Origin of the sequence: Streptomyces sp. NPDC005963, assembly GCF_040638655.1 — a bacterium.
GTDB lineage: Bacteria > Actinomycetota > Actinomycetes > Streptomycetales > Streptomycetaceae > Streptomyces.
The window spans coordinates 177,777-197,859 of the sequence record NZ_JBEXVD010000008.1; the positions used below are offsets into that span (position 1 = coordinate 177,777).

15 protein-coding genes and 1 pseudogene are annotated in these 20,083 nt (G+C 69.4%); 3 read left to right on the forward strand and 13 right to left on the reverse strand.

What is annotated here, in order from left to right:
- Positions 1-147 precede the first annotated feature (147 nt).
- Positions 148-954, forward strand: a complete 807-nt coding sequence (locus tag ABZ348_RS14620; RefSeq protein ID WP_358932872.1) for a PaaX family transcriptional regulator C-terminal domain-containing protein — start codon at positions 148-150, stop codon at positions 952-954.
- Positions 955-1,071: 117 nt separating this feature from the next.
- On the opposite strand, the gene ABZ348_RS14625 is transcribed toward ABZ348_RS14620, so the two are convergent.
- Complete coding sequence (locus ABZ348_RS14625; RefSeq protein WP_358932874.1) at positions 1,072-1,560, reverse strand: carbonic anhydrase; 489 nt, start codon at positions 1,558-1,560, stop codon at positions 1,072-1,074.
- 354 nt (positions 1,561-1,914) lie between these two features.
- On the opposite strand from ABZ348_RS14625, the gene ABZ348_RS14630 reads away from it, so the two are divergent.
- Positions 1,915-2,331: an ATP-binding protein gene (locus ABZ348_RS14630; protein ID WP_358932876.1), complete on the forward strand. Its 417-nt coding sequence runs from the start codon at positions 1,915-1,917 to the stop codon at positions 2,329-2,331.
- A gap of 92 nt (positions 2,332-2,423) precedes the next feature.
- On the opposite strand, the gene ABZ348_RS14635 is transcribed toward ABZ348_RS14630, so the two are convergent.
- Positions 2,424-3,044 carry a TetR/AcrR family transcriptional regulator gene (locus ABZ348_RS14635; protein ID WP_358932878.1) on the reverse strand — a complete coding sequence of 207 codons (621 nt, stop codon included), beginning with the start codon at positions 3,042-3,044 and terminating at the stop codon, positions 2,424-2,426.
- Positions 3,045-3,129: 85 nt separating this feature from the next.
- On the opposite strand from ABZ348_RS14635, the gene ABZ348_RS14640 reads away from it, so the two are divergent.
- A complete protein-coding gene (locus tag ABZ348_RS14640; protein WP_358932880.1) occupies positions 3,130-4,143 on the forward strand; it encodes a saccharopine dehydrogenase in 1,014 nt (337 codons plus the stop codon).
- Between the two features lie 43 nt (positions 4,144-4,186).
- Here the strand turns inward: ABZ348_RS14640 and argF are convergent, their stop codons facing one another.
- The 11 genes and pseudogenes from argF to ABZ348_RS14695 all read right to left on the reverse strand — a co-directional run bounded on the left by argF (position 4,187) and on the right by ABZ348_RS14695 (position 19,924).
- A complete protein-coding gene (gene argF / locus ABZ348_RS14645; RefSeq protein WP_358932881.1) occupies positions 4,187-5,206 on the reverse strand; it encodes an ornithine carbamoyltransferase in 1,020 nt (339 codons plus the stop codon).
- 155 nt (positions 5,207-5,361) lie between these two features.
- Positions 5,362-6,594: an arginine deiminase gene (locus ABZ348_RS14650; protein ID WP_358932883.1), complete on the reverse strand. Its 1,233-nt coding sequence runs from the start codon at positions 6,592-6,594 to the stop codon at positions 5,362-5,364.
- Positions 6,595-6,725: 131 nt separating this feature from the next.
- Entirely contained in the window at positions 6,726-9,293 is a 2,568-nt protein-coding gene (locus tag ABZ348_RS14655; RefSeq protein ID WP_358932884.1) for a polynucleotide kinase-phosphatase, read from the reverse strand.
- Entirely contained in the window at positions 9,290-10,855 is a 1,566-nt protein-coding gene (locus tag ABZ348_RS14660) for a 3' terminal RNA ribose 2'-O-methyltransferase Hen1 (protein WP_358932885.1), read from the reverse strand. The genes ABZ348_RS14655 and ABZ348_RS14660 overlap by 4 nt, the downstream gene beginning before the upstream one ends.
- A 92-nt stretch (positions 10,856-10,947) precedes the next feature.
- Positions 10,948-11,886, reverse strand: coding sequence for a homocysteine S-methyltransferase (gene mmuM / locus ABZ348_RS14665; RefSeq protein ID WP_358932886.1), 939 nt, complete (start codon positions 11,884-11,886; stop codon positions 10,948-10,950).
- Positions 11,887-11,896: 10 nt separating this feature from the next.
- Positions 11,897-12,820, reverse strand: a complete 924-nt coding sequence (locus ABZ348_RS14670) for an LLM class F420-dependent oxidoreductase (RefSeq protein WP_358932887.1) — start codon at positions 12,818-12,820, stop codon at positions 11,897-11,899.
- A 697-nt stretch (positions 12,821-13,517) separates the two neighbouring features.
- Positions 13,518-13,958: pseudogene (locus ABZ348_RS14675) on the reverse strand (DUF6099 family protein); the annotation flags it as partial.
- A 218-nt stretch (positions 13,959-14,176) separates the two neighbouring features.
- Positions 14,177-14,503, reverse strand: a complete 327-nt coding sequence (locus ABZ348_RS14680; RefSeq protein WP_358932982.1) for a nucleotide pyrophosphohydrolase — start codon at positions 14,501-14,503, stop codon at positions 14,177-14,179.
- An 89-nt stretch (positions 14,504-14,592) separates the two neighbouring features.
- Positions 14,593-15,738: an ATP-binding protein gene (locus ABZ348_RS14685; protein ID WP_358932889.1), complete on the reverse strand. Its 1,146-nt coding sequence runs from the start codon at positions 15,736-15,738 to the stop codon at positions 14,593-14,595.
- A 56-nt stretch (positions 15,739-15,794) separates the two neighbouring features.
- Positions 15,795-16,208, reverse strand: a complete 414-nt coding sequence (locus tag ABZ348_RS14690) for a cell division protein SepF (RefSeq protein ID WP_358932891.1) — start codon at positions 16,206-16,208, stop codon at positions 15,795-15,797.
- A 260-nt stretch (positions 16,209-16,468) separates the two neighbouring features.
- Positions 16,469-19,924 carry a BTAD domain-containing putative transcriptional regulator gene (locus ABZ348_RS14695; RefSeq protein ID WP_358932893.1) on the reverse strand — a complete coding sequence of 1,152 codons (3,456 nt, stop codon included), beginning with the start codon at positions 19,922-19,924 and terminating at the stop codon, positions 16,469-16,471.
- Between the last annotated feature and the right edge of the window lie 159 nt (positions 19,925-20,083).

Here is a 20,083-nt window from a genome sequence, read left to right on the forward strand (position 1 = left end):
CACCAGTCGATCAAGATCTGTTGCCCGGACAGAAGGAATCCGCTGGTGGCAGCGGTACAGAAGACATCTCGACGGTGCCGACGCGCGGTGCCGCACCCGGGTCGGCAAACTCCCGGTACGAACGACCGCGGGCCCTACAGTGATCGAGTGGTCGACCAGCACACCCCCCATTCCCTGCTTGTCACCTTCTACGCCGCCTACGGACGCGAGGGGCCGAGCCCCCTCCCCGTCACCCGACTGCTGCGGCTCCTCGCCGCCCTCCAGGTGGACGCGCCCTCGGTGCGCTCCTCCCTCTCCCGACTCCAGCAGCGCGGACTGCTCCTCCCCGAACGGGACGCTGAGGGAGCTGAGGCCCATGTCCTCTCGGCCCAGGCGCTTCAACTGCTCGACGACAGCGACAGCCGGATCTACGACCGGCACACCCCGAGATTGGCCGACGGCTGGGTGCTCGCGGTCTTCTCCGCGCCGGAGCCGGAGCGCCACCATCGCCATCTGCTCCGCTCCCAACTGGAACGGCTCGGCTTCGGGTCCCCGGCTTCGGACGTCTGGATCGCCCCGGCGCGCCTGTACGAGGAGACCCGGCACACGCTGCGCCGCCGCCAACTCGATCCCTACGTCGAACTCTTCCGCGGGGAACACCTGGGGTTCGCCGCGACGGCGGAGGCGGTGGCGAACTGGTGGGATCTGGCTGCGATCGCCAAACAGCACCAAGCGTTCCTGGACGAGCAGGAACCGGTGTTGCGGAAGTGGTCGGCGGAACGGGTGGCGACACCGCAGGAGGCGTACCGGGACTATCTGCTGGCCCTGGACTCCTGGCGCCGACTGCCGTACGTGGATCCCGACCTGCCGATCGAGTTGCTCCCCGTCGGATGGCCGGGGGGACGGTCCGTCGAGGTGTTCGCCGCCCTGCACGAATTGTTGCGTGACACCGGGGCGTTCTTCGTGGATGCCTAGGTCGTGTGTGCGCCGTCGACGCCCCGCGCCCGCCGGTGATGCTCTACCGGCGGGCGCGAGGCGTTCTGCTAGCGGATGCGCCGGCGGAAAGGGGCGCGTCGACGGTTGTGAACCGCGTTACTTCACTTCTTTGAGGAGCCCGCTCTTCACATTGAAGACGAATCCGCGAACGGCATCCGTGTGGGGGACGAAGGGGTCGACCTTGATGCGTCGAACCGATTGCCGGACGTCATCATCCAGATCGGTGAACGCCTCCGGAGCCCAGTGCGGCCGAATTCCTTCTTCCTTTTCGATCTCCCGCTTGAAATCATCGTCGGTAAAGGTGAGCATTCCGCAGTCGGTGTGGTGGATCAGCATGATCCTCCGGGTGCCGAGCAGTCTCTGGCTGATGACGAGCGAGCGGATGGTGTCCTGCGTGACGACGCCTCCGGCGTTCCGGATCACATGGGCGTCACCTTCCTGAAGCCCCAACAGCGCGAAGATGTTGAGCCGCGCGTCCATACAGGCGACCACGGCCAGGCGCCGCGCGGGTGGTAGTGCGAGCGGCCCACCAAAGGACTGCGCGTACGCCTCGTTGTTCACCACGTATTCATCGGTCACGGACATGTTCTTCCCTCACCTTACGAGTCCCCCGAGAGCACTTCATGCCCCCGTCGCCAGGCAGCCTAACGATCGCGAATTCGAACAGGAAAGTCCCTTCACCCATTGCCCACGGAAGAAATCCGAAAGAAATAGTCAGCTTATCTACGAATGAGTGTACGAAATTCTGTTTACTTGCCTGGGGCGCACGGGGGTAGGCGTGTGGCGGGGTCGTGGCCGTGTTGCGGTCGTGGCGCGGCTCCTGACCGGACGGGAAGCCGGCCGGTCGAAGGCCCGAGGGAGCTTCCGTACCCGGAAGCCGAGCGACCGCCTCCTGGCCATCCGGCCAGCCCGTCATGACGATCGAGAAATGGATCCGCTGTGTCCCCTGTGTCCGGCCCGGCCTCCTGGCGCATCGCCCTGCCGCACACGGCGGCGGCGGTGCCCATGGCGCGTGCCCTCATCCGTACGGCGTGGGCCGACCTGACGGCGGCTGCGGATTGCGCCACGGCGGAACTGCTCACGGCGGAGTTGGTGGCGAACGCGGTGGAACACACCCCCGATGCACGCCCCATTGCGCTCGTCGTCCACCGGGTATCCACGGGGTGGCGGGTGGAGGTGCACGACGGTGGCCCGATGCTGCCGGGGCAGCCGCCCGCTCACGCGGGCCAGCCCGTTGCCCCGTGGTGCGAGAACGGCCGCGGGCTGCTGCTGGTCAGGGCGCTCAGTTCGGACTGCGGGCAGCGGCCGACGGCGGAGGGCAAGGCCATGTGGTTCTCCCTGCGGATGCCGGAGTAACCCACAACCCCGGCGGCGACGGTCGGGGGTCCACCGCAGGCGGGTACGACGGAGGGGGCAGGGACCCGGTCGTACCGTTGGTCTCTCCCATTTCAGGGTGAAACGCCAGGGGAAGACGGCCTCTCACGGTCGGTACTGGCGTCGAGACCGCTCAGTATCAGATCGGTCAACGCGGTGACCGCCTCACCGTCCGTTGCCCGTTCCCGGTTCAGCTCGGTGGCGATCGCCTCGGCCGCACCCAGCAAGCCGACGCACCGCAGCCGGAGGGCTTGGGGCGCGAGGCCGGAGTAGGGCAGCAGCGCGGTGGCCATCAGGTCCACGTAACCGTCGGTCAACTCGTGCCGGATCGCCTCCATTTCCGGGTTCCCTTTCAGCGCAGCGGAAACGGCGCCGAGTTCCGGCATGTCGGTGGCGCAGGCGAAGTAGGCGGTGCTGATGACGCGGGCGACCTCGCCGGCACCGGGTACGGCGTCCCGCAACGCCCGCGTGATCGCGGCCCGGTGACGTTCGTCGAGTCGTCGGTGGAGCGCGAGCAGCAGACCGGGGCGAGTGGCGAAATGGTCGTAGGCGATCGGTCTGCTCACCCCGGCTTCCTCGGCGAGGGTGACCAGGGTCAGGCCATCGGCGCCCTGAGTGCGCACGATCGCCACGGCGGTGTCGAGCAACTGCTCCCGCCTGGCCTGCTTGGACAGGCGGGTCGATGTGGTGGCCATGGCCCTCCCTTGCGTTCTCCCTCCAACCTAAGCTACAAAACGTAGGCTACAAAATGTAGCTTCATGGATGTGAGGGGGATTCACCGTGGAACAGCCGGAATCGGTACTGATCTTGGGTGGTACGGGCCAGGCGGGCACGGGGGCCGCCGCCCTCCTGCGCCGATGGCACCCGGCACTGCCGCTGACCATCGCGGGTCGCGACCTCGATCGCGCCCAGCGGGTGGCCGACGAACTCGGCGCGGCAACGGCCGTAGCCATCGATCTGCGGCGCAGTGATCTCGGCCTCCCGGTCGACCGCCGCCACTCGGCGGTGGTCGCCGCCCTCTGGGACGACCGCCTGCACGGGCTGCGCTATGCGCAACATCGCGGGCTGCCATACCTCAGCATTTCCAGCGGCCTGGTGGACATCGCGCCGGAGGTCGTCGCGGGCGCCGCACAGGCAAACGCCTCGCCGATCCTGGTGGCCAGCCACTACTGCGCAGGTACGGTCGCCCTCGCGGCACTGCACACAGCCCGGCGATACGACCGGATCGACACCATCCGCATCAGTGCCGTACTGGACGAACTGGACACCGGTGGTCCCGCGGGGATAGCCGATCTGCAGCGGTGGTCCACTGCCACCACGGCGGGGCTCGTGCGCCGGGACGGCGTCTTCACCTGGGTCACCGGACCCGACGCACAGGCGGATGTGCGCAGCACAGACGGAACCGATCTGCCCGGCCAGAGCATCGCCATCCTCGACGTACCCAGCCTCGCCCTCGCGACGGACGCGCCCAACGTCCGCTTTGACTTCGCCGTCGGCGAATCCGCGGGCCGACGCCGTGGCGGACCCGCTTCCTTCGAAGTCCGGATCGACATCGAAGGAACAGACCGAGGGGGTGCACCGATCGGTACGAGCCGCTACCTGGTCCACCCGGCAGGGCAACGCCCTGTGACCGCAACCGGCATCGCCCTCGGCGTCGAGCGATTGCTCGGGCTGCGCGGCGAAGCCCCCGCACCCGGCATCCACACCCCCGAGGCGCTGATCGACCCGGCCTATGCGGTCGAGCGGATGGCAGAGACCGGCGCCGCCTTCATCACCGCGCCCCGCGACAGCTAAGCACCAGGAACCCGGGCAGGGACCGCTTCAGGCACGAACCGTTTCAGTCGGGCAGCGTTCCCGGTGCGGCGAGGGTGGCCACCAGCACCGCCTTGATCGTGTGCATCCGGTTCTCCGCCTCGTCGAAGACGACCGAGTGCTCCGATTCGAAGACCTCGTTGGTGACTTCGAGCTCGGTCAGCCCGTACCGCTCGTGGATCTCCCGGGCGACCGTGGTGTCGAGGTCGTGGAAGGCCGGGAGGCAGTGCATGAACTTGACGTCGGGATTGCCGGTGCCACGCAGAACGTCCATGGTCACGGCGTAGGGGGCGAGGGCCTTGATCCGCACGTCCCAGATCTCCTTGGGCTCCCCCATGGAGACCCAGACGTCAGTCGCCACGAAGTCCACCCCGCGGGCCCCTTCGGCAACGTCCTCGGTGAGGGTCAGTCGAGCTCCGCTGACCTCGGCGATGGCCCGGGCACGGGCGATGATCTCCTCGGTCGGCCAGAAGGACCGGGGCGCGACGATGCGTACGTCCATGCCGAGCAGCGCGCCGGTCACCAGATAGGAGTTCCCCATGTTGAACCGGGCGTCGCCGAAGTAGGCGAAGACGATCTCGTTGAGCGGCTTGGGGCAGTGCTCGGTCATCGTCAGCACGTCAGCCAGCATCTGAGTCGGGTGCCAGACATCGGTGAGGCCGTTGTAGACGGGCACTCCGGCGAACTCGGCCAGCTGCTCCACGGTGGCCTGTGCGTCCCCACGGAACTCGATCGCATCGAACATCCGGCCGAGGACGCGCGCGGTGTCCTTGGCCGACTCCTTGCGTCCGATGTGCGAACTCGCGGGATCGATGTACGTGGTGGTGGCCCCTTGGTCCGCCGCCGCCACTTCGAAGGCGCAGCGCGTACGCGTCGACGCCTTCTCGAAGATCAGCGCGATGTTCTTCCCACCGAGGAGCCGCACCTCGGCACCGGCCCGCTTGGCGGCCTTGAGCCGGGCGGACAGTTCGATCAGACCGCGAAACTCCTCGGCCGTGAAATCCAGCTCCTTGAGGACGTGGCGGCCTGCGAGATGTATCGCCATGGTGGGTGCTCCTGCGTCGCGAATGCGGTGAAGTTGGAAGTGTATACGAAGCCATGCATTGCTATACAGATGTGGGTCGGGTCCGTTCGAGACACCCTGAAGCATCCGGGGGCGCGGGCCCCACCGTTCGCGCCCCTGACAACCTCGGCGAACGGTCAGACGGCGGCGCGCTCCACCGGGCAGCTCATACAGCGCGGACCGCCTCGACCCCGTCCCAGTTCGCTCCCCGGGATCTCGATGACCTCGATGCCCTGTTTGCGCAGATGCGTATTGGTTGTGACATTGCGCTCGTACGCGACCACCACCCCCGGCTCCACCGCCAGGACGTTGCAGCCGTCGTCCCACTGCTCGCGCTCCGCCGAGTGCACGTCCTGGGTCGGGGTCAGCACCCGGATCTGGGTGAGGCCGAGCGCCGCGGCGATGGCGCTGTGCATCTGCTCGGGCGGATGGTCGCTCACCTTGAGTGCCTGCGGCCCCTCGGCCGGTTCGATGGTGTACGAGCGGAGGTTCCCCAGCCCCGCGTACTGGGTGAACGTATCGCCGTCGATCATCGTCATCACGGTGTCGAGGTGCATGAACGCACGCCGCTTGGGCATGTCGAGCGCCACGATCGTACGGGCGGAACCGGCCGCGAACAGCCCGCGGGCCAGCATTTCCACCGCCTGCGGGGTGGTGCGCTCGCTCATCCCGATCAGCACCGCACCATTGCCGATGACCAGGACGTCACCGCCCTCGATCGTGGACGGATAGTCGTCCTGCCCCTCCGACCAGTGGTGGAAGGCGCCGGCCTGCGCACCGGTGAAGAGGGGGTGGTACTTGTAGATCGCCTCGAAGTGGACCGTCTCCCGTTGTCGGGCGGGCCACCGCATGGCGTTGATGGAGACCCCGTCGTAGATCCAGGCGGAGGTGTCACGGGTGAAGAGGTGATTCGGCAACGGGTCGAGCAGGAAGTCGTCGAGGTCCATCGCGTGGAAGCGGACGGACGTCGGCTCGGGATGACCGGCGAGGAACTCCCGCTTGGTCATCCCGCCGACCAGTGCCTCCACCAGATCGGCCGTCGGAAGCTCGTCGAAGGCGGCCCGCAGGTGGTCGGTGGCGAGCGGACCGTACTCCTTCTCGTCGAAGACGCGGTCCAGGACCAGCTTCCTGGGCTCGGGGATCTCCAGGGACTCCCGCAGGAGATCCCCGAAGAGATGGACCTCGACGCCCCGGTCGCGCAGTATGTCGGCGAAACCGTCGTGTTCCTGGCGGGCCCGGCGGACCCAGAGCACGTCGTCGAAGAGAAGCGCGTCCTTGTTGCTGGGCGTCAGACGCTTCAGCTCCAGGTCGGGGCGGTGCAGAATGACCCGGCGCAGCCGCCCGGCCTCGGAGTCGACTCGAAATCCCATGTCCACATCCTCACCGCGCGACGCCCACTTCACTCGGAGAACTGCCGGAACATCCCGGGGCGGGTAGCCGGGGCGCGGGGTGCCCGGAAGGGATCGGTGCTGATCCTCCGGGCACCCCGGGCCCGCGCCGATCACAGCCGGGGGTCCACCGGCTCCGACTCCAGGGCCAGCACGGCGAAGACCGCCTCGTGGACCCGCCACAGGGGCTCGCCGTCAGCCAGTCGATCCAGTGCTTCGAGTCCCAGCGCGTACTCCCGGAGCGCCAGGGACCGCTTGTGGTTCAAGAAGCGGTGACGCAGACGCTCCAACTGGTCGGGGCGGGTGTACTCGGGACCGTAGATGATCCGCAGGTACTCCCGGCCGCGCACCTTGATGCCCGGCTGCACGAGTCGCCCCTTGCCGTCGCGGACCAGGGCCTGGAGCGGTTTGACGACCATGCCCTCCCCGCCGCGGCCGGTCATCTCCAGCCACCAGTCCACACCCGCCCGTACCGAGTCCTCCTCGCCCGTGGCCACGATCAGGCGACGGGTGATCTGGAGCAGACCGGTGGAATCGTGCTCCACCAGTCGGTCCAGCCAGCCCAGTTGGACGTCGTGCGGCTCGGCCGCAAGAGAGCGACCACGCGACGCCAGGATCTGGAACGGGGCCAGGCGCACCCCGTCGAGACCGTCCGTCGGCCAGCAGTAGCGCCGGTACGCCGTCGTGAACGCCGCCGCATCCGCGGCACGCTCCCGCTGCGTCGCCAGGAGTCCGTCAACCGCGATGCCCCGCTTGACGGCCGACTCCAGGACCCGGGTGGCCGCCGGAAAGACGGCCGCGGATGCGGCGCCGACCGCCGCGTACTGGGAGCGCAGCAGCCCGGACGCCTTCAGCGACCAGGGCATCAACTCGGCATCGAGGAGGAGCCAGTCGGTGTCCAACTCCGCCCAGAGCCCGGCCGCCGCAACCGCGGTGCGCAGTCGGTCGAGGATCTCCTCGATGACGTTCTCGTCGTCGAAGAAGGGGCGGCCCGTGCGGGTGTAGATCGTCCCCGAGGGGCCGTCGACGCCGAACCGCTCCCGCGCCGCCGCGGCGTCCCGGCAGACCAGGACCACGGCACGCGAGCCCATGTGCTTCTCCTCGCACACGACCCGGGCCACGCCGTCCGCCCGGTACTGGGCGAACGCCTCCACCGGATGCTCCAGATATCCCTCTTCCTTCGAGGTCGCGGTCGGAGCCATCGTCGGCGGCAGATAGGGCAGCAGTCGAGGATCGACGGCGAAGCGGCTCATCACTTCCAGCGCCGCCGCGGCGTTCTCCTCGCGCACACCGATCCGAGCGAGGTGGCGCGTCTCCACCACCCGTCGCCCGTGCACGTCGGCGAGGTCCAGCGGGCGGCCCTCACGACTGCCCGGAGCATCGGTGAGCAGCGGTCGAGCCGGTTCGTACCAGACCTGTTCGGCCGGTACGTCGACGAGCTCGCGCTCCGGCCAGCGCAGCGCGGTCATCTTCCCGCCGAAGACCGCGCCCGTGTCCAGACAGATGGTGTTGTTGATCCAGGACGTGTTGGGGACGGGGGTGTGGCCGTAGACCACCGCCGCCCGGCCGCGGTAGTCCTCAGCCCACGGGTAGCGCACGGGCAGGCCGAACTCGTCGGTCTCCCCCGTGGTGTCCCCGTACAGGGCGTGGGACCGGACCCGGCCGGAGGTGCGGCCGTGGTACTTCTCGGGCAGTCCTGCGTGACACACGACCAGCTTGCCGCCGTCGAGGACGTAGTGGCTGACCAGCCCCTCGATGAACTGGGCCACCTGGTCGCGGAAGGCGGGGTCGAAGGCGTCCTCCCGGTCCAGCTGCTCAATGGTCTCGGCGAGCCCGTGGGTGTGCTGGACCTTTCGGCCCTTGAGGTAGCGACCGAGCTTGTTCTCGTGGTTTCCGGGCACGCACAGGGCGTTCTGCGAGGCCACCATGGACATCACGCGCCGCAGCACACCGGGGCTGTCGGGCCCGCGGTCGACGAGGTCTCCGACGAAGACGGCCGTACGGCCCTCGGGGTGCACCCCGTCGACATAGCCGAGCTTGCCGAGCAGGGTCTCCAGTTCGGAGCTGCATCCGTGGATGTCGCCGACGATGTCGAACGGTCCGGTGAGATGACGGAGGTCGTTGTAGCGGCGCTCCAGCACGACGCGTGCCGACTCGACCTCGGCGGCGCTGCGCAGGATGTGCACCTTGCGGAAGCCCTCGCGCTCCAAACCGCGCAGCGATCGGCGCAGTTCGCGCTGGTGGCGTCGGATCACCCGAGGGTCCATCCCGGCCCGGTCGGGGCGCAGCGCATTGCGCTCGGCGCAGACCGCTTCCGGCAGGTCGAGGACGATGGCGATGGGCAGCACGTCGTGCTGGCGCGCCAACTGCACCAGTTGGCGCCGGCTCTCGGACTGCACGCTGGTGGCGTCGACGACGGTGAGGCGCCCGGCGGCAAGGCGTTTGCCCACGATGTAGTGGAGGACGTCGAAGGCGTCGCCGCTCGCGCTCTGGTCGTTCTCGTCGTCGGCCACCAGGCCGCGGCAGAAGTCGGACGAGACGATCTCGGTCGGCTTGAAGTGCTCGCGGGCGAAGGTGGACTTGCCGGAGCCGGTGGCACCGATCAGGACCACGAGGGAGAGATCGGTGACGGGGAGCTCCCGGCGCGGGAGCGTTCCGGTGCTGTCGGTCGTCGTGGTCATGCGGCCTTCGCCTCCTTCGCGCTGTCGGCCTGCTCGTGGGTGCCGGTGCTCCCGGTTCGCGATGCGCTCTCCGAGCCGCCGGCGGTGGTGTGGTCCTCGGGTGGCGGGGTGCCACCGTTCGGCTTGTCCGAGCGAGTGAAGACCGCCATCTGGGTGGGCGGCCCGACCTCGGGGTCATCAGGCCCCACGGGGGTGAAGGTCGCCTCGTAGCCGTTCCGTTCGGCGACCCGAACGGCCCAGGCGCGGAACTCGGCGCGCGTCCACTCGAACCGGTGGTCACCGTGGCGCACATGACCTGCGGGCAGGGACTCCCAGCGGACGTTGTACTCGACGTTCGGCGTGGTCACCAGGACCGTCGCCGGGCGGGCGGCACCGAAGACCGCGTACTCCAGGGCGGGGAGCCGAGGGAGGTCGAGGTGCTCGATGACCTCGCTGAGCACGGCCGCGTCATAGCCGGTGAGCCGTTTGTCGGTATAGGTGAGGGAGCCTTGGAACAGCTTGATCCGGGCCGCCTGACGCTCGCTCATCCGGTCCAGCTTCAAGCGCCGTTCGGCGATCGTGAGCGCGCGTACGGACACGTCCACTCCGACGATCTCCGTGAAGCGCACGTCCTTGTGGAGCGCCTGCACCAACTGGCCCTGTCCACAGCCGAGGTCGAGCACACGGGTCGCGCCCGCGTTGCGCAAGGCTTCCAGGACGGCGTCCCGGCGCTGCTCGGCGAGCGGTACCGGCTTCTCCTCCGTGTCGGTCGACTCGTCCACCGCATTGTCGACGTCCTCGACCTGGAGGTCGTCTGCTTCAGCCAGTCGAACCAGTTCGAGGCGTTCCATCGCCTGTCGGGTCAGCCCCCAGCGTCGGGAGAGATAGCGACTGGTGATCAACTTCTGCTCCGGGTGGTCGGCGAGCCAGCCGTCTCCCGCCCGCAGCAGCTTGTCGACCTCGTCCGGGGACACCCAGTAGTGCTTGGCGTCGTCGAGGACGGGGAGCAGGACATAGAGCTGCCGCAGTGCGTCGACCAGCCGTAGTTCTCCCTCCAGAACCAACTGGACGTACCGTGAATCGCCCCATTCGGGGAACGTCTCGTCAAGGGCGACCGGCAGCGCCTGCACGCTCCAGCCGAGCGGGCGGAACAGCTTCTCGACCAGCTCCGGGCCGCCTCTGGCGGGGAGTGCGGGCACCTCGATGCGCAGGGGCAGAGGAGCCTCGGCCCGCTCGGGGCGCGCGGCGCACACTCCGCGCAGCGCGCTGCTGAACACCGCGCTCAAGGCGACGGCCAGCAGCGAGGAGGCCGCGTAGGGGCGGTCGTTCACGTACTGCGCAAGGGCGGCGTCGGGTGCACCACCCCTTCCCTTGCCCTTGCCGCGCCGCACCAGAGCCACCGGATCCACTTCCAGCAACAGTGCGGCGGTGCACCGCTCGACGGACGCCTCGGAGTAGAAGACGTGCGCCGTGCCGTACGAGGTGGAGAACGTCTGCGCCTTGTCCGGATGCTTGTGGAGCAGAAAGCCGAGATCAGTGGCGGGGAGCTCTGGAGTACCGGTTGTACTGATGGTCAGAAACACCCGGCCGATTATCGTGCAGTCGGCGGGCTCTGAGGAAACGATTTCCCGAGGTGTCCCGAGGCGGCGGCCCTGCTCCAGGGGGAGAGAACTTGCTAGGTCGTGTCCGCCGAGGCATCGCCGGGAGGTCGCGGTGCGCCGAGAGCCTCGGCCAACGCTGCGATCGCACCGGGCCCCACCCGGCAGCAGCCCCCCACCAACCGGGCGCCAGCGGCCACCCAGTCGCGGGCAGCCCCCGGGTCATAGGCCGACCCGCCCTGCCACGCCCGACGCCGGTCGTCCCATCCCTCGCCACTGTTGGGATAGGCCACCGCGGGCTTGCCCGTCCCCTGTACCGCCGCTGCCACCGCGGGCACCACCGCGCCGGGATGACAGCAGTTGACGCCCACCGCGATCACCTGCGGCCGATCGGCGGCCAACTCCATCGCCGTGGAAAGCCGTTGTCCGGCCCGGGTGCGCCCGTCGGCAACGGTGTACGAGAGCCACAACGGCAGGCCGCACCCTTCGGCCGCGCGCAGCAGGGCATCCGCCTCGTCGATGTCCGGGACGGTCTCCAGAGCGAGGACATCGGGTCCCGCCGCAGCCAACGCTTCGATGCGGGGCCGGTGGAAGCGTTCGAGCTCGCGCACCGAGAGCCCGTACCGTCCGCGGTACTCACTGCCGTCGGCGAGCACCGCACCGTAGGGGCCCACCGAAGCGGCCACCCACACTTCCTCGTCACTCCGGTCACCCACGAGCCGTGCGCACTCGACGCTGCGGGCCAGGAGCGCAGCCGCCCGCGCCCGCCCGATCCCCCGTCGTGCGAAGCCCTCGAAGGACGCCTGGTAGCTGGCGGTGATGAGCACCCGTGCCCCCGCCCGTACATACGCGGTGTGAGCGGCCACCAATTGGCCCGGTTCATCGGCGAGCAACCCGGCCGACCAGAGGCCACCGCTCAGATCGCACCCCTGCGCCACCAACTGGTTGGAGAGCCCGCCGTCGAGGACGACGGGGCCTTCGGCCAGAGCGGTCGCGAGCGTACGGGCGGGGCGCACGGGAGGGGCCTCAGCTCAGTTCCGTCTGGACCTGGGCGGAGATCAGCTCCAAGTGGTCCAGGTCGTGCAGGTCAAGGATCTGGAGGTAGATCCGGGAGGCCCCGATCGCGCCGTAGCGCCCGATCTTGTCGACCACCTCGGCGGGTGAGCCGGCCAGCCCGTTGGCCTTCAACTCATCCACCTCACGGCCGATGGCAGCAGCCCGGCGCGCGACCTCCGCGTCGTTCCTGCCCACACAGACGACCAGGGCGTTCGAGTACACCAGGTCATCGGCCCGGCGCCCGATTGCCTCCGCGGCGGCCCGCACCCGACCGAACTGGCGCTCACTGTCCTCGATGGAGGCGAAGGGGATGTTGAACTCATCGGCGTACTGGGCGGCGAGCCGCGGGGTGCGCGTGGCACCGTGACCGCCGATCAGCACGGGCACCTTGCCCCGGACCGGCTTGGGCAGAGCGGGCGAATCGGTCAACTGGTAGTGGGTGCCCTCGTACGAGAAGGTCTTGCCGACCTCGGTGCCCCAGAGCCCGGTGACAATGGCCAGCTGCTCCTCCAGACGGGCGAACTTCTCCTTGGGGAAGGGGATGCCGTACGCGCGGTGCTCCTCCTCGAACCAGCCCGCGCCCAGCCCGAGCTCGACCCGGCCGCCCGACATCTGATCGACCTGTGCGACCTGGATGGCGAGGACGCCCGGTAGTCGAAAGGTCCCGGCGGTCATCAAGGTGCCGAGCTTGAGGCGTTTGGTCTCCCTGGCGAGGCCGGCCAAGGTGATCCACGCGTCCGTGGGGCCGGGCAGCCCATCGGCTGACCCCATGGCCACATAGTGATCGGAGCGGAAGAAGGCGTCGAAGCCGAGGGCCTCAGTCGCCTGGGCAACGGTCAGCAGGGTGTCGTAGCTCGCACCCTGCTGGGGCTCGGTGAAGATTCGGAGATCCATGTCCACCATCCTGCACCTTCCCGTGCCGGGTGCTGTCAGCCCCCGCCGCCCGAACGCACACGCACGGCTCCGTGGGGTGAAATCCATCGCGCAGAAGGCTTGAGGTACTGGTCAACGGCGTACGGGGTTGGTCAACGGCTCTCGGGACTGGCGGGACTGGTCGGGACCTGGTCGGGACTGGCGGTACTGGTCGGGACTGGCGGGTGACGTCACACTCGGCTGCTCGTGGCTCCCTCCGTCTCCCCCACCCCCTCCCCGCCCCCTCCCCGCCCCACGAGTCGCGCCTCCGAGGGGTACGACAATCCCTCTCCGGTGCCTCCCGCCCTTGTGCCGGACGTCACCATGAACCCGCCGCCGAGTCCACGGTGCCGAGCCGTTCACACGGTCCGCCCACGGGCCCGGGCGAGCCACGGGCACCCGGGAACCCACCGCGCGCGCCCGGTCGATGACCTTCCTGCGGACCAGCGAGATCCGCCCCGTGAGGGCCATGGGATCGACCGGACGTCCCGGCAGTTGCCGAGGCGGAGTCCAGCGGTGCGTGAGACCCCTCCCAGGGGTCCGACCGTTTCGCCTGCTGCGGCCCTCCGCCGGGGACCGCCGCACGCGAAGGACAGCCGCCGTCGATCCCGAGCGGCGTCGGGGCAGCCCCGGCCCGGGGGCCGGCTCTGCCCCGGCTGGCATCAGGGGGTCTGCCAATGTCCCGCTCTGCCAGTATCCGAAGCATCGCGGCGGCGCGATCGGTCGACTCGTCCGCAGCGTCCACGGCTTCGATGCACTGCCAGTACAGCGCTTCCTGACCCGTGGTGCAGGCGACGCCCACCAGCGCGATGCCGACGTCCTCCAGCAGTACGACCAGAGCCTTCAGGGTCGCGCGGACATCCGCCACACCCTTCAGTTGGGCGGCGCGGATCGCCCCGCTGCGCATGTCGGGCTGGTCCAGTGCTCCCACTCCGCGGGCACCCGTCTCACAGAGGGCACGCGCCTCGCCCCTCACCTCGGGCGGCCCGTAGACCGCGAGCCAGGCTCCGATCGCCTGCGCCAGCGCCTGGGCCTGCCATGCCTCCGCCACAACGTCCCGTACGACCCGGCACTTCGCCAGGGCGTTGCGACTCACCGTCACGAGCCGTTCCGCATCCATGCACGCTGCCCCCGTTCATACGACTACTGCCCTTTCAATTCATTACCCAGAGTGAGGCTTGTTGAGCCCAAACACCAGGGGAATTCGGAAATCTGTGGACAGCTGGCCGGTTGTGGATACCTCGGTGACTCCATAGAGTGATATTTCCTTGATCAAAAGAAGTTGCGGTCTGGACCAAGCGCTTCTCACGGGCATCAGGAGCACCTCAGCGGCCCACGTCAAGGGGCGGGGAAGCGGGACTCGTTGCGGTCGATTTTCTCGGCCAGCGCGGCCAACACGTCCACCCCGAGGACATCGCAGAACTGGAGCAGATAGGCCAGCACGTCCGCCACCTCGTCCCGCACCCGGTGGGCCGAATCCTCGTCCTCCATCACCCGGGCCGACTGCTCCGGAGTGAGCCACTGGAAGATCTCCACCAACTCGGACGCCTCGACGCTGAGGGCGACCGCAAGGTTCTTCGGGGTGTGGAATGGACCCCACTGACGCACCCGTGCGAACTCGACCAATCGGCTTTGCAGAGCGGCCACATCCAGACCTTCGGTCACCCGCTGCGTCCCCAACGACCCGGCACCGGGGGTGTCCGGGTCGGGGAGCCGACCGTTCGAGGGGTCCTGCCGCGATCCTTCGTCTCTCATCACGGCTTCAGATCTACCACCGTCACCCCCGCTACCCCGCGTGCGAAGCCGGCATCGGCCACCGCTCCGACCAGTCGCACGTGCCCACGCCCCGCCATCTCCGCGGCCAGCCCGATCAACTCCCGCGCCTGTCTGCGGTCCAGACAGCGATCGAGGCCATCGGCGAGCACGGTCAGCGACTGGTACGCGTCGGGCACCTCCGTCACCTGGTTCATGGCCAGCACTCCGGGCCCGGTCAGCAACACCAGCGCGAGCGCCAGATACCGCAACTCGCCGTCCCCGAGCCGGGCCACCGGAGTGGCCCGTCCCTCCCCCCGGGCCAACAACGCCCGTACCGTTCCGTCGGCCAGTTCCTCCACGGTCAGCCCCGCGACCTCGCCCGCGCACCCGGCGCGCACCGCCGCGGCCAGCCGCGCGTGCCGATGCGCGCACTGTCGGCGCGTCCGGTGGAGCACCTCCGCGAGGTTGTCGCAGCCCTCCCGCAACCGGCCATCCCCCACGGCCACGGGACGCCGCATCCCTCGGGGCTGCGGATCACACGCGAAGGCCGAGCGCAGTCCGAGCACCGTCTGCTCCGCGGCTGCCAGGACGTGCAGTTGGCCGTCGGTACTGCCGGCCACCCGCAACGGCAGCAGGGACGTACCCAAACGGTCGTCCGGCAGTGCCGCCCGGGTCACGGTGGACCGTCCGGAGGTGTACCAGGCGGCCTCCACCCGGGATCGACGCGGATCGCGCAGAGCAGTGGAGAAGAGGGTCCGGCCCGCACAGCTCAGCCGCTCGCCCACGATCCGCACATCGGGCTCGACCTGGACCGCGAGGTCGAGACGCACCGGCCCGGTCGGGCCGTCGACCGTGCAGCCGAGACGAAACCCCCTCCTGCCCTGTCCGTCCCGGCCCGCCCACTCGGGCACGCAGAGGGAGGGGTCGGGGAAGGCGTCGCGCAGTCCGTCACCGGCCGCAAGTCGCCCCAGTGCCTCGTACGCCTGGAGCACGCTGGTCTTGCCACTGCCGCTCGCCCCCGCGAGGAGCGTGAGGGAGGTGAGCGGCAGGGTGACGGCGCGATGGGCTCTGAAGGCGGAGAGCCGCAGCTCGGTGACTGTGGGCCGGGTGTCGTGGTCGCCGCAGGGTGTGGTGTCCGTCGCCATGGGCGGGACGGTACGCAGCAGTCAACACGCCGAACCGTTCCGTCTCAGCGGCCTTCCTACGAACGGGGGACGGAACGCGTGAAGGTGTCCGTCGTCTCCACGGTTCCGTCGACCTCGGTCCCCTCCGGGGTGAGCAGGAAGACGTTCCGGTCGACGCGGTGCATCGCGCTGCCGAGACCGAAGACGACCCCACTGGTGAAGTCCAGGATGCGCTTGGCCACGTCCGGGTCCGCTCCGGTGAGGTCGAGCAGCACGGGCGTCTGCCCCATGAGGTAGTCGGCGACCTCACGGGCGTCCGAGAAGACCTGCACTCTCAGGACGATGAATCGGCGCTGCGCTGCCTCGTACTCCCGTGGATCGGTGCGGTGGTCGGCCCTCGACGGCCATTCATCTCGCCCGCGCAGCGGGACGACCTGGGCCAGCCCCGCCCACTGCTCGTCGGTGACGTCGTACCTCTCGTACCTACTCATAACCCGTATCCTCGTACCCCTCACCCGTTCGGACCAACACCGACACGGATGAGCGGCACATACATCGAAAAGGGCCCGTCCATCGCTGATGCGCAGGTGACGGCCGGGGCAACTGGTGAGTCAACCGTCACGGCGGGCACGAGATCGGGCCCATGGGCGACCCCTCCCGCAAGCACTGCCCGCCTCCCCGCCCCGACCCGGGCCGGCGGACGCGAAAGCCAGGGCGCAACCCACGATCGGCACTGACGGTACGTCAAAGTCTATGCCCTGCCGCACGCGCGCGGGGCGGCCGTACCGGAATCCACCGCTTCCCCGAAGGGGGAACGCACGGGCCGGTACCCCGATGCCTGGTAGATGGCCTCCGCCTGTTCCCGGGCCCGTTCGGCAGCGGCGGGATGCCCGCTCTGTTCCTGCGCCAGGGAGATGACCGACTGCGCCTGCCCCTCCAGGAGCCTGAGTTGGGACGCCTGGGCGAGGGCGAGGGCCCCCGCCGCGTATCCCAGGGCCTCGTGGTGGCGACGGGCCCGGACCGCGCAGACCCCGAGTCCCAACAGGGCCATGGTGCGCCCCTTGAGGTAGCCCATTCCCTCGGCCGTCCTGCGGGCGATGCGAAAGTGCTCGAAGGCGCGCGTGTACTCACGACGGTGGTAGCGGGCGTGACCGAGCGCCAGCATCGCATCGAGCTTGATCCTCGGCCGGCCTGACCTGCGGCTCAGTCGGCAGGCGGCGAGCCCGTACCGCAGGGCGCCGTGGTCGTCGCCGCCCTCCGCGGCGATCAGCGCCAGAGCGCTGAAGGCGTCGCCCTCCCCCGCGAGGTTGCCGATGGCCTGGAACCCCTCCAGGGACTGTCGGGCCAGATCCTCGGCCGTGGTGAGGTCCCCCAGGTCGAGCGAGATCATCGCCAGGGTGGTGCTGATCCGGGCGATGCTGTCGGGTGCGGAGATCTGTCGGGAGAGCGCCAGCGCACGGCGACAGAGCTGCTCCGCCTCCACCAGCCGGCCCATCCCGTAGAGCACTTCGCTCAAGCCCTGGAGCGGCTGGTGCGGGGTGCGGCGCAGTCCGCGGTCGATGCCGATGGACTGCGCGTAGAACTCGGCCGCATGGCTGAGGAGACCGAGGTCCGCCGAGACGCCTGCGAGGTTGGACAGCGCGACGGATTCGCACTCACCCCAGCCGGAGCGCCGCGCCAACTCGATGGCCTGCTCGAAGTGGGTCCTGCTGAGCTCCAGACCGCCGAGGGTGAAGGTGACCAGACCGAGGCTCTGTTGGGCCGCCGCCTGTCCGCGCAGATCACCCGCCTGTTGGGCGGCGCGGAGTGCGACGGTGGCCACCGCGGTCCATGTCTCCGCGTCCCTGCGGAGCCAGAAGTAGCCGCGCAGGGTGTCGGCGAGGATCCACACGGCGGGGTGGGGTGCGTCGACGGCCTCGGTCTCGATCAGCCGTACCAACCCGGCCTGTTCGGCGTCGAACCAGTCCGCGGCGGCCTGTGGATCGGGGAATGTCTCGGGCCGGTCCTCGGGGGCCACCGGTTCGATGTCCAACCGCAGGATCTGCGGATACAGGCTCCGGGCTGCTGCGTCCGCGCACGCCGTGTACCAGCGCAGCAACCGACGACGTGCCTCGCGATGGGCGGTGGCCGACTCCTCGGCGTCCGCGAGCAACCGGGCGTACCACCAGATCAGATCGTGCAGTCGCAGCCGGTCCTGGCCGTTGCGCTCCACCAGATGCTCGGCGAAGAGACGGTCGATCACCCGGTGTGCGGCGCTGAGCGGGCGCCCGAGGAGTGCCGCGACGGCCGCGGCGGTGGTGACGGGGCAGGGCAGCAGCCCCAGCGTTCGAAACGCCTCCTTGGCCTGTGGGTCGAGCCGGCGGTAGGAGTGTTCGAAGGCCCTGCGGACCGCCGAGTCGGGGTCGCCCGCCACCGCGAGGCTCTCCAGCGGGTTTCCCGAGCGCATCTCCGCCACGTGATCGGCGATCAGGCTGGAGGGGTGCAGGGCGAGATTGGCGGCGGCGATCCGCAGGGCGAGGGGCGTGCGGTCGCAGATGGCGACCAGATCGGCGAGGGCCTCCGGCTCCGCCGCGGCGCGCGCCGGGCCGATGACGCTGCGCACGAGTTCCTCGGCGTCGTCCGTGGCAAGCGGACAGAGCGGAAGCATGGGAGCGCCGTGACTGACGATCAGCGCACCGAGCCGGTTGCGGCTGGTGACCAGTGCGAGGCAGCCGGCCTCGTACGGAAGGAGCTGTTTGACCTGGTCGGCCGTCTCGGCGTTGTCGAGGACGACGAGCACCCGGCGTCCGGTCAGGGTGCGCTGGTAGAGCTCGGCCAGGGCGGGCACGTCGTGGGGCAGCTTCTGGTAGGGGACGCCGAGTGCCCGCAGCAAGCCGGACAGCGCCTCCTTGGGGTTCATCGGGCTCTCGTCGCCGTGTCCGCGGAGGTTGAGGAAGAGCTGGCCGTCGGGGAACGCGTCGGTGCTGCCGCGACACCACTGGAGGGCGAGCGCGGTCTTGCCGCTGCCCGCGGGGCCCACGATCATGACGACTCCGGAGCCGCCGCGCGCCAGGGAGGCGAGCTGGGTCAGACGCTCCAGTTCATGGGCCCGGCCGATGAACGCGCCGGTCCGGGAGCGGCGTTGGACGGACTCCGCAACCGGTCGGGCCGGCACCGGGCCCGATTCGGAGTGATCATCCGCCCGATACGCGATGGAACCGTGCACATCGGAATGGCTGGTTTCCGGTCGATGACTTACGTCCGTTTCCGGAGGCCGTGCCTTGGCATGATGAGGTTCGACGACCTTGGCCGTGGTAGGGGTGGGAATGGGCCGGATGTCGCCACCGGTTCCGCGCACCCGCGTCTGCCCCTGCGTACCGCCTTCGGCTTCCCCCGCGGTACGGACGTGGCGCGCGGAGGCAGGAATTCCACGGCTGCCCGTGGCGGGTCCGTACCCCTGTTGGGCTGCACGGACGGCGTCCGGCAGGATCGGTCCGTCGAGCAGGGCGGGATCCGCGCGCAGGATCATTCCCTGCACGCGGCGCAGATCGGCGCCCGGATCGAGCCCGAGGTCCTGGGCGAGCCTGGCCCGGGTCTCGTGGTAGACCTCCAGCGCCTCTCCGCGGTGGTCGGCGCGGTAGAGCGCGATCATGCGGAGCATGGCGAGCCGCTCGTGGTGTGGGTACTCGGCCGTCGCACGGGCCAACTCCTCCAGCAGCAGGCCCCGGTGACCCAGTGCTAGCCGTGCCTCGGCCCGCTGGGTGACCGCCGACAGGTATAAGGCGTCGACGCCCGTGCCGAGCCTGCGTACGAGCCCCTCCGGTGCGGTGCCCGCGAGCACCGGACCGCCCCAGTCGTCCAGCGCGAGATTGAGCAGCCGCAGCCGCTCGTTCACGTCCTCTTCCCGTTCGGCGCGCTGCCACAGACGGCGGACCCGGTGCAGATCGACCGCCTCGGGGTCTCCGTCCACGAGATAGCCGTCGTTGCCCCGGGACAGGACGAACCCGTGCTGCTCGGCACCTGCCGCCGTGAAGCGACCGCGCAGCCGCGAGACATGCACTTGAAGGCTGCCGCGTGCGCTGGACGGAGGTTCTTCCTCGTCCCACAGGAGATCGACGAGCCGGTGAGCCGGCACGACCCGCCCTATGTCGAGGAGGAGCAGTCCGAGCAACAGCCTTTCGCGGCGGCGTCCGATCGGCAGAGCAACGTCCCGGGAAAGCCACTCCATCCTTCCCAGGATGCGGAAGTGCATTCCCCCGTTAGTCATGTGATGCATCTTCTGCAATCGATTGCCGTGTGGCAAGCGATTGGCAAGGTCATGGCCAGGCGGTGGCCGGTGACCCCTGTCATCTTGCCAAAGTGCCCGGGCTTGAACGCGGGGGGCTTG